Source organism: Streptomyces sp. NPDC002619 (assembly GCF_042889305.1).
GTDB lineage: Bacteria > Actinomycetota > Actinomycetes > Streptomycetales > Streptomycetaceae > Streptomyces.
This window is the reverse complement of record NZ_JBIAQV010000020.1, coordinates 53,550-67,106: the sequence shown is the minus strand read 5'-3', so window position 1 is coordinate 67,106 and position 13,557 is coordinate 53,550. Positions and strand designations below refer to the sequence as shown.

The window sequence follows — 13,557 nt, the reverse complement described above, 5'->3', positions numbered from 1 at the left end:
GCCGTCCCCGTCGTTCCGAGCGTTCTCCCGAGGTGCCCCGCCATGACACAGCCGCCCCCGCCCCCCAACCAGCCCCCGCAGCAGGGCGGTTTCGGCCCGCCTCAGGACCAGCCGCCCACACCACAGCAGCAGCCTCCGGCGCCCCAGCCCCCCGCCCCGGGAGGCTTCGGCGCGCCCACACCCCCCGCTGCCCCGCCGTCCCCGCCGCCGGGCTACGGCTACCCGCAACAGCCTCCGCAGGGCGCACCCCAGCCGCCCCAGGGCTATGGCTACCCCGGCCAGCAGCCGAACCCGTACGCCCAGCCCACCGCGTACGGCCAGCAGCCCGGTTACGGTCAGCAGCCCGGCTACGGCTACCCGGGTCAGCCCACCGTGCCGATGCACCCGCAGCCCGGCGGCCCGTCGAAGTCGAAGGCGCCGCTGTTCATCATCGTGGCGGCGGTCGTGGTGATCGCCCTGATCGTCGGCGGCGGCATCTGGTACGCGGGCAGATCCGGCGACGGCAAGAAGGACGACACCGCGAGCTCCAGCGGCGGCACGGGCGGCAAGGACAACAAGGGCGGCGGCGGCACCTCCACCGGCGGCAAGGAGAAGGTGCCCGGCGACACCAGCTCCAAGGTCCTCTTCCAGGTCCCGCTGCCCAAGGCGGACGACACGGTCGTCACCTCCGGCTCCTGGCTCACGGACAAGGTGTACGCCAAGAGCGGCATCGCCCAGATCGTCGGCTACGACCCTGACAAGGGCAGCAAGCTGTGGACGATCCCGCTGTCCGGCCCGGTGTGCGAGGTCACCGACCACGTCACCGCGGACCACAAGACGGCGGTGATCTTCCAGCCGAAGATGCCCAAGAAGAACTCCTCCGAGGGCTGCAGCCAGGTCGCCGCGATCGACCTCGACGCGGGCAAGACGCTGTGGACCAAGACGGTCAACTCCGGTGACGTCCCGGTCAACCTGGACAACGTTACGGTCGCGCAGAGCACCGTCGCGGTCGGCAGCACCAGCGGCGGCGCCGCCTTCGACATCGAGTCCGGCAAGCTGCTGTGGCAGCCGAAGCCGGCCGACACCTGTTACGACGCCGGGTACGGCGGCGGTGAGAAGCTGGTGGCGGTGCGCAAGTGCGGTGAGTACGACAACCGTCAGCTGCACATCCAGACCATCGACCCGAAGTCCGGGAAGGTGATCTCCGAGTACAAGATGACCTCGGGCATCGAGTACGCGGCCATCGTGTCGACCGACCCGCTGGTCGTGGCCGCCGACGTCGGTGACAGCGCCGGTGACGGCAGCGGCATCTCGGACTACTTCTCCATCGACAACAAGACGGGCAAGCTGCGCGCCAGGATCTCCGCGCCCGGGGACGACTTCGGCGGCCGCTGCGACGGCATCTCGAAGATCGAGTACTGCAAGGGGGTCGTCGTCGGCGCGGACAAGCTGTATGTGCCGACCGAGGAACACGACGGCACCGGCGACTACAGCAAGACCAACGAGATCGTCGCGTTCGACCTGAACACAGGCAAGCAGACCGGCCAGCGTGCCGACGCGGGCGACGGCTACACGATCTCCCCGCTGCGCATGGACGGCAGCAACCTGATCGCGTACAAGCGCCCGCCGTACGACAAGGGCGGCCAGATCGTCAGCATCGACGGCGGCTCCTTCAAGGAGACCAAGCTGCTGGAGAACCCGGCCACACAGTCGGTGCGCGACGCGGAGACCACCATGCAGCCGGACTACGCGGAATTCCTCTACGCGCAGGGCCACCTGTACATGTCGGCGGTCTTCGCCCACAAGTCGGAGTCCTCGTACGGCAAGGAGTACCTGATCGTCGCTTTCGGCGCGGGCGGTTGACACCGGCCGTATCCCGGCCCGGCGGCCCCGTCCCTGCTCAGGGGCGGGGCCGTGCGCGTACCGCTCATCACCCTCGAATGGCCAAAAAGCCAGAGATTCCTCCGATCCGGGGCACTTCTCATCAGTAGGGGCAGCGCAACGTCGAACAAGCGTGTAGCTTCCGGGGGCATGAAAGGCGGGGGTGCCGGGGGGCCCTCTGTCCATGCGGTCCAGTGGGCATCCATTGGGGGGACTGGGGGGTTGCTCTGTGGGAGTGCGGCTCATGGTGGTCGACGACCACCGGTTGCTCGCCGAGGCGCTGGCCTCGGCGCTCAAGTTGCGTGGGCACCGGGTGCTCGCCGCGGCTGCTCCGGCCGCGGGCGCGGCGGAACTGGTGATCGCCCGTGCGCCGGAGGTGTGCCTGCTGGGTACGGCGGCACCGGCCGAACCGGGTGTCTTCGACCCGGTGGTGCGGATCAAGCGGGAGCGGCCGCAGGTCGCGGTCCTGGTACTGGGCCCGGTGCCGTCGCCGCGGGGGATCGCGGCGGCCTTCGCGGCCGGGGCGTCCGGATATGTACGGCACGACGAGCGCATCGAGGGCGTCGAGCGGGCGATCATGAAGGCCAGGGCCGGCGAGGCGGCCGTAGCACCCCAACTCCTTCAGGGCGCATTCAGCGAGCTGCTCAACCCCGCCGCCCAGCCCGACGACGAGGGCCAGCGCCTGCTGCAGATGCTCACCCCGCGGGAGGTGGAGGTGCTGGTCCGGGTCGCCGACGGCGAGGACACCCGCCTGATCGCGGCCGGCATGGGCATAGCCCCGTCGACGGCCCGGACGCATGTCCAACGGGTGCTGATGAAACTGGGGGTGGGCTCCCGCCTGGAGGCTGCCGCCCTGGCCGCGCGGACGGGGCTGCTGGATCGCGCCGGCCCGCTGTCCAACTCGGGGTCTTATCGGGAGACGGAGACAGGGCCGGAGCGATAAAGGCTCCGGCCCCGTGTGGGGCGCCCGGTGTCGGTGCTGGGCGGGGGTGGGTCACGTGGCCCGGCGTTTGCGGTGTGCCGCGGCGCCCACCCGCCGCGCCCACCCGTGCCGCCCTGCGGCACGACACCCCGAGGCTTGACGGGGCTGACGGCTAGTCCCCCTGCGCCCCCTCCGAAGGAACCGGCGCAGGAGTGGGCCGCAGCCACAGCCAAGCCAGGAAGAAGATCCCGAGGAGCAGCATCCCGATGCCGGTCCACAGGTTGATGTTGACTCCCTGGGCCTTGTCGATCGCGGCCTGGGAGTCGGTGATGCCGGTGATCGTGACGATGATGCCGTAGAGGACGAACAGGCCGCCGATGATGCGGCGCAGGTCGAAGATGCGCGCGGCGGTCGCGGACTTCTGCTCCAGCTCGGTGACTTCCCGCTGGACGTCCTGCTCGGAGAACGGGCTGGGGTGACCGGTGTGGTCGGAGTGCTCGGTCATGGTCTCTCAATTCTCCCGCGGTCAGAACGAGCACGGGATGTAGCAGGCGGCCGCGATGATCACCGCGCCCCAGCCCAGCAGGGCCGGCTTGCGGTACCAGGCGTCGTCGCCCGCGGCGGGCGCCTCGGCCATGCCGGGGGTGGGGGTCCCCCCGGTCGAAGACTGGGGGAGGGTGCCGTAGACCAGGCCCTGGAGGGCCTCGGCCGGCTTCGGCTTGGTGAAGAGCGACACGAGGACCATGACGACCGCGCCGGCGACGAAGCCCGCGATCGCGGAGACGAAGTTTGCGCCCTGGTCGGAGGGGATGCTGATGATGCCCTGCTTGTAGAGGACGAAGTAGTTGATCATCGCGGCCGTGGTGCCGGCCAGCAGGCCCCAGAACCCGGACTTGGCGGACGCGCGCTTCCAGAACATGCCGACGATGAACACGACGAACATCGGCACGTTGAAGAAGGAGAACAGCGTCTGCAGGTAGCTCATGATGTTCGAGAACGAGGACGCCAGGAACGCCGTGCCGATCGAGGCGAGGACTCCGACCGCCGTGATGAGGCGGCCGAACCTGACGTAGTACGAGTCCTCGCGGTCCTTGACGACGTACTTGGCCCAGATGTCCGTCGTGAACACGGTGTTGAAGGACGACACGTTGGCCGCCATGCCGGCCATGAAGGCGGCGAGCAGGCCGGTCACCGCGATGCCGAGCACGCCGTTGGGCAGCAGCTCCTGCATGAGGTAGGGGATCGCGTCGTTGTACTGCAGACCCGAGGCCGGGCTGCCGAAGTTCGGGACGAGAGCGGCGGCGACCAGGCCCGGGATCATCACCAGGAAGACGATGAAGATCTTCGGGTAGGCGGCGATCAGCGGCGTGCGCTGGGCGGCGGAGAGGTTCTTCGCGGACAGGGCGCGCTGCACCTCGGCGAAGTTGGTCGTCCAGTAGCCGAAGGACAGCACGAAGCCGAGGCCGAGGACGATGGCCAGCCAGTTCGCGCCCAGCGGGTTGGTGCTGCCGATGCCGGTGCCGCCCCACGCGGTGGTGAAGTTGTGGCCGTGGGTCGCGGTGAGCTTGTCGGTGAGGCCGCCCCAGCCGCCGACCTTCTTCAGGCCGAGCACGGTGATCGGGATGAGGGCCGCCAGGATCACGAAGAACTGGAGCACCTCGTTGTAGATCGCGGAGGACAGACCGCCGAGGGTGATGTACGCCAGCACGAAGAAGCCGGCGACGACGATGGCCACCCACTGGGGCCAGCCCAGCAGTGCCTCGACGACGATCGCGAGGGCGTAGAGGTTGACACCGGCGATCAGGATCGCGGCAAAGGCGAACAGGATCGAACTGAGCAGGTGAGCGGCCCTGTCGAAGCGCAGCAGCAGGAACTCGGGGACCGAGCGGACCTTGCTGCCGTAGTAGAAGGGCATCATCACCAGGCCGAGGAAGACCATGGCCGGGATGGCGCCGATCCAGTACCAGTGGACGGTGTAGGCGCCGTACTGCGCGCTGTTCGCCGCCATGCCGAGGATCTCGGTGGCGGCCAGGTTCGCGGAGATGAAGGCGAGGCCGGTGATCCACGCGGGCAGGGAGCGCCCGGACAGGAAGAAGTCGAGGCTGGTCTTCACCGAGCGGCGAGCCGCGAAGCCGATGCCGAGGACGACGACGAAGTAGATCGCCAGGATCGTGTAGTCCAGCCCGTTGGTCGGGAGCCGCAGGCCCTCCGCCAGGTACGTGGGCGCGTATGGGGGGTTGTGCATGAGTACTCGCTTCGTTGCATGAACCGATCCAGAGCGGAACCTAAGCCTCCGCGTTCAGTTGTTGAACACTTCTGATGGTGTTCTTTGTTTGATTGTGATGGTCGGAGGTGTTGTGGAGTTGTGGTCTGTTATGTTTGATTGTGTTGTGTGATTGGGTGCGGGCGAAGAGGAGTGTCCGGCGTGAAGAAGACCTCGACCCGGTTGGCCGACGGTCGTGAGCTGATCTACTTCGACCTGCGGGACGACACCGTCCGCGACGCGGTCGACCGGCGTCCGCTGGAGGCCACGGTCACCAGCTCCGAGATCCGCCGCGATCCGCTGCTCGGCGACTCGGTCGCGATCGCCTCGCACCGTCAGGGCCGCACCTACCACCCGCCGGCCGACCAGTGCCCGTTGTGCCCCACCCAGGGCGACAGACTGAGCGAGATCCCGGACTCGTCGTACGACGTCGTCGTCTTCGAGAACCGCTTCCCCTCGCTGGCCGGCGACTCGGGCCGCTGCGAGGTCGTCTGCTTCACCTCCGACCACAACGCGTCCTTCGCCGACCTGAGCGAGGAGCAGGCGCGCCTCGTCCTCGACGCGTGGACCGACCGGACGTCCGAGCTGTCGCATCTCCCCTCCGTCGAGCAGGTGTTCTGCTTCGAGAACCGCGGCGAGGAGATCGGCGTGACGCTCGGCCACCCGCACGGCCAGATCTACGCCTACCCCTTCACCACCCCGCGCACCGCGCTGATGCTCCGTTCCCTCGCGGCCCACCGGGAGGCGACCGGCGGGGAGAATCTGTTCGAGGCCGTCCTGGAGCGCGAACTCGCCGATGAGCGGGTCGTCCTTGAGAGTGAAAACTGGGCGGCCTTCGTGCCGTACGCCGCGCACTGGCCGTACGAGGTCCACCTGTATCCGAAGCGCCGGGTGCCCGATCTGCTCGGCCTCGACGAGGCGGCGCGCACAGAGTTTCCCCAGGTGTATCTGGAACTCTTGAAGCGCTTCGACCGTATTTTCGGTGAGGGTGAGCCTCCGACGCCGTACATCTCCGCCTGGCACCAGGCACCGTTCGGGACGCTGGAGGAGTTCGACGGTGTGACGCGGGACGACTTCGCGCTTCACCTCGAGCTTTTCACCATCCGCCGCACTTCCGGCAAGCTGAAATTCCTCGCGGGTTCCGAGTCCGGCATGAGCGTGTTCATCAACGACGTGCCGCCGGAGCGCGCGGCCGAGCGACTGCGAGAGGTAGCGAGTTCATGAAGTACCTGGTGACGGGTGGGGCGGGTTACGTCGGCAGCGTCGTCGCCCAGCATCTGCTGGAGGCCGGGCACGAGGTCACCGTCCTCGACAACCTGTCCACCGGCTTCCGCGAGGGTGTCCCGGCCGGTGCCGCCTTCGTCGAGGGCGACATCCGCGACGCCGCCAAGTGGCTCGACTCCTCCTACGACGGCGTGCTGCACTTCGCCGCGTCCTCCCAGGTCGGCGAGTCGGTCGTGAAGCCCGAGAAGTACTGGGACAACAACGTCGGCGGCACGATGGCCCTGCTCGGCGCGATGCGCGACGCGGGCGTGCGCAGGCTCGTCTTCTCCTCCACGGCGGCGACCTACGGCGAGCCGGAGCGGGTCCCGATCGTCGAGACGGCCCCCACCAAGCCCACCAATCCGTACGGCGCCACCAAACTCGCCGTCGACCACATGATCACCGGCGAGGCGGTGGCCCACGGCCTCGGCGCGGTGTCGCTGCGCTACTTCAACGTGGCGGGCGCGTACGGCACGTCTTCAAATGTCATGTTCGGCGAGCGCCACGACCCCGAGTCGCACCTCATCCCGCTCGTCCTCCAGGTCGCCCAGGGCCGCCGCGACGCGATCTCGGTCTACGGCGACGACTACCCGACCCCGGACGGCACCTGCGTGCGCGACTACATCCACGTCGCGGACCTGGCTCAGGCCCATCTGCTGGCGCTGACGGCCGCCGCCCCCGGCGAGCACCTGATCTGCAACCTCGGCAACGGCAACGGCTTCTCCGTGCGCCAGGTCGTCGAGACCGTGCGGCAGGTGACCGGCCACCCGATCCCGGAGGTCGTGGCCCCGCGCCGGGGCGGCGACCCGGCGGTGCTGGTGGCGTCCGCCGACGCCGCCCGCGAGAAGCTCGGCTGGAACCCGTCCCGCGCGGACATCGCGGGGATCGTCGCGGACGCGTGGGAGTTCGCACAGAAGATCGCGAAGGAGCGGTAAGTGGGGGCACAGCAGGTGCGGGACGTCTTCGTCGACTTGTACGGCGCCGAGCCGGAGGGCGTCTGGTCGGCGCCCGGCCGCGTCAACCTGATCGGCGAGCACACCGACTACAACGACGGTTTCGTCATGCCGTTCGCGCTGCCGCACGTGACGACGGCGGCGGTCTCCCGCCGCACGGACGGCGTGCTGCGCCTGCACTCGGCGGACGTCGACGGCGGCGTCGTCGAACTCGCCCTGGACGCCCTCGCCCCCGGGAGCGACCGGAACTGGACGGCGTACCCGGCCGGAGTGGTCTGGGCCCTGCGCGAGACGGGCCACACGGTGACGGGCGCCGACATCCACCTGTCCTCGACGGTCCCGACCGGCGCCGGCCTGTCGTCCTCGGCGGCCCTGGAGGTCGTGGTCGCGCTGGCCCTCGACGACCTGTACGAACTCGGCCTCAAGCGCTGGCAGTTGGCCCGCCTGTGCCAGCGCGCCGAGAACGTCTACGTCGGAGCGCCCACCGGCATCATGGACCAGACCGCGTCCGCCTGCTGCCAGGCGGGCCACGCCCTGTTCCTCGACACCCGCGACCTGTCCCAGAAGCAGATCCCCTTCGACCTGGCCGCCGAGGGCCTGCGCCTGCTCGTCGTCGACACCCAGGTCAAGCACGCCCACAGCGGCGGCGAGTACGGCAAGCGCCGCGCCGGCTGCGAGAAGGGCGCGGCCCTGCTGGGCGTGGACGCGCTGCGCGACGTGCCGTACGAGGGCCTCGACGAGGCGCTGGCCCGCCTCGGCGACGAGGAGGAGGTACGGCGCCTGGTCCGCCACATCGTCACGGAGAACCACCGGGTCGAGCGGGTCGTGTCCCTGCTGGAGTCGGGCGACACACGGGCGATCGGCCCGGTCCTGACCGAGGGCCACGCCTCCCTGCGCGACGACTTCCGCGTCTCCGCCCCCGAACTGGACCTGGTCGTCGACGCGGCCCTGTCCGCGGGAGCGCTCGGCGCCCGCATGACCGGCGGCGGCTTCGGCGGCTCGGCGATCGTGCTGGTCGAGGCGACCGACGTGGAAACGGTCACGAAGGCGGTGACGGAGGCCTTCGCGGCGGCGGACTTCACGGCACCGCGAGTGTTCGAGGCGGTGCCTTCGGCGGGGGCGCGGCGGGTCAGCTGAGCCGCTTCGTCAGCGTGTACTCCTTGATCCCCGGCGGATAGTCGGGGATCACGCACACCACCTCGTAGCCCTGCTTTCGGTAGAACTCCGGTGCCTGGAAGTCCCAGGTCTCCACCCGGGCGGACCGGCAGGCGCGTTCGGTGCGGGCCATGTGCTCGGCCGTCGCGAGCAGGCGGGAGCCCAGGCCCGAGCCGCGGTGGCGGTCGTCGACCCACAGGTACGTCACATGAAGCCACGTCGTCCAGGTGTGGCCGACGAGGCCGCCCGCGAGTTCCCCGGTCGAGTCCGACGCCCATACGTGGAGCGGGAGTTCCCGTTCGCCCGGGGTTCCGCGCAGGGCGCGCAGCACGGGCGACGCGGCTGTATTGGTGTGCCGCAGCCGGGAACGGAGAAGATCGCGCCTCGCCTTGTCGACTTCTGCCTCAATACGAAACATGCGACACACCATAAACGCGCCGGACGACCAGTTCTGTAAATCGGCTTCCGCTCCGGGCCCTCGTCCGTACTCTGATGAGCAGCGCCGGTGGGGGCCGGTGCTGATCAGGGGGCGAGTCAAGCGGGTACGACGCCCGCGGTGGGGTAGCAGTCTCTGCATGGCGGCGGCCGTGCGGTTCCGTCATCCGTGGGTGTCGTCTCCGCGCCCGGTCGTTGTTCATAAGGACCTTGCGGTGTCCCCGGCTCATCGAGGGCTTGGGGAAGGGGGTTTCATGGTTCGCATTCGAGTCCTGGTCGTCGACGACCACCGTATCTTCGCCGAGTCGCTCGCCGCGGCCCTGGCGGCCGAGCCCGACGTCGAGGTGTCCGCGGCCGGCAGCGGTCCGGCCGCGCTGCGCTGCCTGGAGCGTGCGGCCACGGAGGGGCGCCGCTTCGACGTCCTGCTCGTCGACGCCGACCTGGGCGGTCACTTCAACGGCGCCCGGCCGGCCGTGCCGGTGCGCGAGGGCAACGAGGAGGGCCTCGTCGACGGCATCTCGCTGGTCGCGGGCGTCCGTTCGTCGCAGCCCGGCGTACGGACCGTCGTCCTCGCCGAGAAGGACGACCCCCGGCGCGCGGCCCTCGCGCTGCAGGCCGGGGCCTCGGGCTGGGTCGCCAAGGACTGCTCGCTGTCCCGGCTGCTCAACGTCATCCGAGGTATCTTGCGCGACGAGACGCATCTGCCGCCCGCGCTGCTCACCGGTGTGCTGCGGGAGTTGACGGCGGCCCGCAAGCACCGCACCGAGAGCGAACGGCTCGTGGAGTCGCTGACGCCGCGTGAGCGGGAGGTGCTGCGCTGCATGGTTGCCGGGCTCGGCCGCAAGGCGGTCGCCGAGCGGCTGTTCCTCTCCCCGCACACCGTGCGCACTCATATGCAGAACGTCCTCGGCAAACTGGGCGTCCACTCCACTCTCGCCGCGGTCGCCCTGGCACGCCGCGCCGGGGTGGGGCCGGTCGACCTGGGCCCTGCCGGGCGGATCAGGCCGGAGGAAACGAACAGCGCCTGATCGACGCCGGCGAACGAAGCCGAGCGTGGGGGCGTGCCTGTCGGGCTCCGCGTCCGAGGCAGGGCCCGCCCGGCAGGGCCTCAGCCGGGGATGTTGTCGAACGGGGCGGTCAACTGGCGTAGCAGACCCGCCAGTTCGGTGCGCTGGGCTCGGGAGAGCTCCGCGAGGATCGCGCGCTCCTGCTCCAGCAGGCCGGCCAGGGCCTGGTCCGCGCGGTCCTGGCCCTCCTCGGTCAGCCGGACCAGCACGCCGCGCCGGTCGCTCGGGTCGGGCAGCCGCTCCACCAGGCCCTTCTTGGCCAGCCGGTCGATGCGGTTCGTCATCGTGCCCGAGGTGACGAGGGTCTGCGTCAGCAACTGCCCGGGCGAGAGCTGGTACGGCGATCCCGCGCGCCTGAGCGCGGTCAGCACGTCGAACTCCCAGGGCTCCAGCTGGTGCTCGGCGAAGGCCAGCCGACGCGCCCGGTCCAGATGCCGGGCCAGTCTGCTCACCCGGCTCAGCACCTCGAGCGGTTCCACGTCGAGGTCCGGGCGCTCCCGGCGCCACGCAGCGACCAGCCGATCGACCTCGTCCTCCATGACGATCAGTGTAGTGGTTGTGTCGACATGAAGTCTCTTGAAGTGGAGTCTTTCGGGACTAACTCCCTTGATGTCAAGTCTCTTGATGTCGAGATAAATTCTTTGGGAAAGTGGATGACATGACCTCACCGACCTGGGACCCCGCCCAGTACCTCCGTCACGCCGGTCACCGCGCCCGCCCCTTCGCCGACCTCCTCGCCCGCGTCCCGCCCCTGCCCGGCGACCCGCCCCGCATCGCCGACCTCGGCTGCGGCCCCGGCAACGTCACCGCCCACCTCGCCGACCGCTGGCCCACCGCACACATCACCGGGTACGACAACTCGCCCGCCATGCTCGACAAGGCCCTCGTGGAGCACGCCGGACCCACCCCGGGCGGCGGCAGCCTCGGCTTCGCCCACGCCGACCTGCGCTCCTGGGCGCCGACCGCGACGTACGACCTGATCGTGTCGAACGCCGCGCTCCAGTGGGTGCCGGGCCACCTCGACGCCCTCGCCGCCTGGCTCGACGGCCTCGCTCCCGGCGGCACCTTCGCCTTCCAGGTCCCCCACAACATCGACGCACCCCTGCACGCCCTGATGCGCGAACTCGCCGCCACCCCCCGCTGGAAGCCCCGCCTCGGCGACGTCCTGCGCCGCGAGGACTCCGTGCACGAGCCCGCCGTCTACCTCGACCGGCTCGCCCGCCTCGGCTGCGCCACCGACGTCTGGGAGACGACGTACCTCCACGTCCTGACGGGCGAGGACCCCGTCCTCGACTGGGTCAAGGGCACCGGACTGCGGCCCGCGCTCACCGCCCTTGCCGACGACCCCGAGGAGCGGGACGCCTTCGTCGCCGAATACCGGGATCTGCTGCGCGAGGCCTACCCGAGCACCGGGTACGGCACCGTCCTGCCCTTCCGCAGACTCTTCGCCGTGGCCGTGAAGGAGGCCTGACGATGCTCGCCGCTGTCGACCACGTCCAGCTCGCCGCCCCGCCGGGGTCCGAGGACCTGCTGCGCCCCTTCTACAGTGGCGCCCTCGGCATGACCGAGATCCCCAAGCCGCCCGTACTCGCCACCCGCGGCGGCTGCTGGTTCCAAGCCGGCCCCGTACAGCTCCACCTGGGCATCGAGAACGACTTCCGGCCCGCGAAAAAGGCCCACCCCGGACTCAGGGTCACCGACATCGAGGCGTACGCCGCCCGCCTCGAAGCCCACGGCGCCCCCGTCACCTGGGACGACGACCTGCCGGGACACAAACGCTTCTACTGCGCCGACCCCGTCGGCAACCGCCTCGAGTTCCTGGAACCCCGCTAGGCCTTGCGGTGCCCGATCAGCCGCGGCTTCGGCTCCAGGCCGTCCAGCCCGTGCCACGCCAGGTTCACCAGGTGCGCGGCCACCTCCGCCTTCTTCGGGCGGCGCACGTCCAGCCACCACTGACCGGTCAGCGCGACCATCCCGACCAGCGCCTGCGCATACAGCGGAGCCAGCTTCGGATCGAAACCGCGGCTCTTGAACTCGCGGCCCAGGATGTCCTCCACCTGGGTGGCGATGTCCGAGATCAGCGAGGCGAAGGAACCCGTCGACTGCGGAATGGGGGAGTCACGGACCAGGATGCGGAAACCGTCCGTGTACTCCTCGATGTAGTCGAGCAGCGCGAACGCCGCCTGCTCGCACAGCTCACGTGGATGGCCGGCCGTCAGCGAGCCGGTCACCATGTCCAGCAACCGCCGCATCTCACGGTCCACCACCACCGCGTACAGCCCCTCCTTGCCGCCGAAATGTTCGTACACCACCGGCTTGGACACCCCGGCCTTCGCCGCGATCTCCTCCACCGACGTGCCCTCGAACCCCTTCGCCGCGAAGAGGGTGCGACCGATCTCCAGCAGCTGCTGGCGGCGCTCCGCACCGGTCATACGGGTGCGGCGCGCGCGCCTCGGCTTCTCGGTGCTGGGGGTACTGCTGGGATCGGTCGCCACGCCGTCAATCATGCCGCGCTCGCGGCCTTGGCCCCGCGCCGCGAATCGCCTTCCCCGTCGTTACGGCGGGAATCGATACGCGAGCGTGACGGCCAGCGCACGTCGTACGCCCAGCCGCACAGCTCGAACCAGCGGATGAACCGCGCCGACGAGTCCACCTGGCCGCGCATCACACCGTGCCGCGCCGACGTCGGGTCGGCGTGATGCAGGTTGTGCCAGGACTCACCGCACGACAGGACCGCCAGCCACCACACGTTGCCCGAACGGTCCCGCGACTTGAACGGCCGCTTGCCGACCGCGTGACAGATCGAGTTGATCGACCACGTCACATGGTGCAGCAGCGCCACCCGTACGAGTGATCCCCAGAAGAACCCGGTGAACGCGCCCCACCAGGACATCGTCACCAGCCCGCCCACCAGCGGCGGCACCGCCAGCGACACCACCGTCCACAGGACGAACTGGCGCGAGATCATCCGGAGCGCCGGGTCCTTGATCAGATCCGGCGCGTACTTGTCCTGCGGGGTCTGCTCCTCGTCGAACAGCCAGCCGATGTGCGCCCACCACAGGCCCTTCATCAGCGCCGGAAGCGTCTCCCCGAACCGCCACGGCGAGTGCGGGTCACCCTCCGCGTCGGAGAACTTGTGATGCTTGCGGTGATCGGCCACCCAGCGCACCAGGGGCCCCTCCACCGCCAGCGAACCCATGACCGCCAGCGCGATCCTCAGGGGCCGCTTCGCCTTGAACGAACCGTGGGTGAAATAGCGGTGGAAACCGATCGTGATGCCGTGGCATCCGAGAAAGTAGAAGAAGACGAGCAGACCGAGGTCGAGCCAGCTCACCCCCCAGCCCCACGCCAACGGCACCGCGGCCAGCAGCGCGAGGAACGGAACGGTGATGAACAGCAGCAGCGCGATCTGCTCGATCGAGCCCTTCTGCTCACCGCCCAGCGTGGCGGACGGAAGAGGGGTGTCGCTCGGCTGCGGGGCGTCGTCGATCACATCGGATCCGGTGGTCATGGGCGTCCCCTGGAGGGTCGAGGGTGTTCGGGGGTGTCGAGCCGGGTACCGGGTCACGGAACCGAGCGGGACTCCAGCACATCTTGCCTACGGTTGCGTAACCTACGGCGACGTAAGTATGGCAGCGT

14 protein-coding genes are annotated in these 13,557 nt (G+C 69.7%); 8 read left to right on the top strand and 6 right to left on the bottom strand.

Going from position 1 to position 13,557, the window contains the following annotated elements:
* Positions 1-42: 42 nt before the first annotated feature.
* Positions 43-1,842 (top strand): PQQ-binding-like beta-propeller repeat protein, encoded by a 1,800-nt coding sequence (locus tag ACFYXB_RS27460; RefSeq protein ID WP_389586841.1) that lies wholly within the window; start codon positions 43-45, stop codon positions 1,840-1,842.
* A gap of 262 nt (positions 1,843-2,104) precedes the next feature.
* Positions 2,105-2,803, top strand: coding sequence for a LuxR C-terminal-related transcriptional regulator (locus ACFYXB_RS27455; protein ID WP_389586839.1), 699 nt, complete (start codon positions 2,105-2,107; stop codon positions 2,801-2,803).
* A gap of 151 nt (positions 2,804-2,954) precedes the next feature.
* Here the strand turns inward: ACFYXB_RS27455 and ACFYXB_RS27450 are convergent, their stop codons facing one another.
* On the bottom strand, positions 2,955-3,287 hold the full coding sequence (locus ACFYXB_RS27450) for a hypothetical protein (RefSeq protein WP_389586837.1): 333 nt from the start codon (positions 3,285-3,287) through the stop codon (positions 2,955-2,957).
* 21 nt (positions 3,288-3,308) lie between these two features.
* Positions 3,309-5,027 carry a sodium:solute symporter family protein gene (locus ACFYXB_RS27445; protein ID WP_389586835.1) on the bottom strand — a complete coding sequence of 573 codons (1,719 nt, stop codon included), beginning with the start codon at positions 5,025-5,027 and terminating at the stop codon, positions 3,309-3,311.
* Between the two features lie 180 nt (positions 5,028-5,207).
* On the opposite strand from ACFYXB_RS27445, the gene galT reads away from it, so the two are divergent.
* Genes galT through galK form a run of 3 tightly spaced genes read left to right on the top strand, consistent with a single transcriptional unit; the run spans position 5,208 to position 8,398 of the window.
* Positions 5,208-6,269 (top strand): galactose-1-phosphate uridylyltransferase, encoded by a 1,062-nt coding sequence (gene galT, locus ACFYXB_RS27440; RefSeq protein WP_389586833.1) that lies wholly within the window; start codon positions 5,208-5,210, stop codon positions 6,267-6,269.
* The gene (gene galE / locus ACFYXB_RS27435) at positions 6,266-7,243 is read left to right on the top strand and encodes a UDP-glucose 4-epimerase GalE (RefSeq protein ID WP_351344655.1); all 978 of its coding nucleotides are present in this window, start codon (positions 6,266-6,268) and stop codon (positions 7,241-7,243) included. The genes galT and galE overlap by 4 nt, the downstream gene beginning before the upstream one ends.
* Positions 7,244-8,398 carry a galactokinase gene (gene galK, locus ACFYXB_RS27430; protein ID WP_389586831.1) on the top strand — a complete coding sequence of 385 codons (1,155 nt, stop codon included), beginning with the start codon at positions 7,244-7,246 and terminating at the stop codon, positions 8,396-8,398.
* Here galK and ACFYXB_RS27425 read toward each other — a convergent pair.
* Positions 8,391-8,846: a GNAT family N-acetyltransferase gene (locus tag ACFYXB_RS27425; protein WP_389586829.1), complete on the bottom strand. Its 456-nt coding sequence runs from the start codon at positions 8,844-8,846 to the stop codon at positions 8,391-8,393. The genes galK and ACFYXB_RS27425 overlap by 8 nt on opposite strands.
* A gap of 259 nt (positions 8,847-9,105) precedes the next feature.
* Between ACFYXB_RS27425 and ACFYXB_RS27420 the strand changes: the two genes are divergently transcribed.
* Entirely contained in the window at positions 9,106-9,879 is a 774-nt protein-coding gene (locus ACFYXB_RS27420; RefSeq protein WP_388502024.1) for a LuxR C-terminal-related transcriptional regulator, read from the top strand.
* An 80-nt stretch (positions 9,880-9,959) separates the two neighbouring features.
* On the opposite strand, the gene tamR is transcribed toward ACFYXB_RS27420, so the two are convergent.
* A complete protein-coding gene (tamR, locus tag ACFYXB_RS27415; protein ID WP_351344643.1) occupies positions 9,960-10,457 on the bottom strand; it encodes a MarR family transcriptional regulator TamR in 498 nt (165 codons plus the stop codon).
* 119 nt (positions 10,458-10,576) lie between these two features.
* Here tamR and ACFYXB_RS27410 point away from each other — a divergent pair, with 119 nt between their 5' ends.
* Positions 10,577-11,389, top strand: coding sequence for a trans-aconitate 2-methyltransferase (locus tag ACFYXB_RS27410; RefSeq protein WP_389586826.1), 813 nt, complete (start codon positions 10,577-10,579; stop codon positions 11,387-11,389).
* A 2-nt stretch (positions 11,390-11,391) separates the two neighbouring features.
* A complete protein-coding gene (locus ACFYXB_RS27405) occupies positions 11,392-11,751 on the top strand; it encodes a VOC family protein (RefSeq protein WP_389586824.1) in 360 nt (119 codons plus the stop codon).
* On the opposite strand, the gene ACFYXB_RS27400 is transcribed toward ACFYXB_RS27405, so the two are convergent.
* Both ACFYXB_RS27400 and ACFYXB_RS27395 read right to left on the bottom strand, forming a co-directional pair.
* Entirely contained in the window at positions 11,748-12,425 is a 678-nt protein-coding gene (locus tag ACFYXB_RS27400) for a TetR/AcrR family transcriptional regulator (RefSeq protein ID WP_351344634.1), read from the bottom strand. The genes ACFYXB_RS27405 and ACFYXB_RS27400 overlap by 4 nt on opposite strands.
* On the bottom strand, positions 12,422-13,429 hold the full coding sequence (locus ACFYXB_RS27395) for a fatty acid desaturase (protein WP_351344632.1): 1,008 nt from the start codon (positions 13,427-13,429) through the stop codon (positions 12,422-12,424). The genes ACFYXB_RS27400 and ACFYXB_RS27395 overlap by 4 nt, the downstream gene beginning before the upstream one ends.
* Positions 13,430-13,557 lie beyond the last annotated feature (128 nt).

Excerpts from the sequence above, each read along its gene's own strand:
- ACFYXB_RS27460 (WP_389586841.1), top strand. The coding sequence starts at position 43 with ATGACACAGCCGCCCCCGCCCCCCAACCAGCCCCCGCAGCAGGGCGGT.
- ACFYXB_RS27455 (WP_389586839.1), top strand. The coding sequence starts at position 2,105 with ATGGTGGTCGACGACCACCGGTTGCTCGCCGAGGCGCTGGCCTCGGCG.
- ACFYXB_RS27450 (WP_389586837.1), bottom strand. The coding sequence starts at position 3,287 with ATGACCGAGCACTCCGACCACACCGGTCACCCCAGCCCGTTCTCCGAG.
- ACFYXB_RS27445 (WP_389586835.1), bottom strand. The coding sequence starts at position 5,027 with ATGCACAACCCCCCATACGCGCCCACGTACCTGGCGGAGGGCCTGCGG.
- galE (WP_351344655.1), top strand. The coding sequence starts at position 6,266 with ATGAAGTACCTGGTGACGGGTGGGGCGGGTTACGTCGGCAGCGTCGTC.
- ACFYXB_RS27425 (WP_389586829.1), bottom strand. The coding sequence starts at position 8,846 with ATGGTGTGTCGCATGTTTCGTATTGAGGCAGAAGTCGACAAGGCGAGG.
- ACFYXB_RS27420 (WP_388502024.1), top strand. The coding sequence starts at position 9,106 with ATGGTTCGCATTCGAGTCCTGGTCGTCGACGACCACCGTATCTTCGCC.
- tamR (WP_351344643.1), bottom strand. The coding sequence starts at position 10,457 with ATGGAGGACGAGGTCGATCGGCTGGTCGCTGCGTGGCGCCGGGAGCGC.
- ACFYXB_RS27410 (WP_389586826.1), top strand. The coding sequence starts at position 10,577 with ATGACCTCACCGACCTGGGACCCCGCCCAGTACCTCCGTCACGCCGGT.
- ACFYXB_RS27405 (WP_389586824.1), top strand. The coding sequence starts at position 11,392 with ATGCTCGCCGCTGTCGACCACGTCCAGCTCGCCGCCCCGCCGGGGTCC.
- ACFYXB_RS27400 (WP_351344634.1), bottom strand. The coding sequence starts at position 12,425 with ATGATTGACGGCGTGGCGACCGATCCCAGCAGTACCCCCAGCACCGAG.
- ACFYXB_RS27395 (WP_351344632.1), bottom strand. The coding sequence starts at position 13,429 with ATGACCACCGGATCCGATGTGATCGACGACGCCCCGCAGCCGAGCGAC.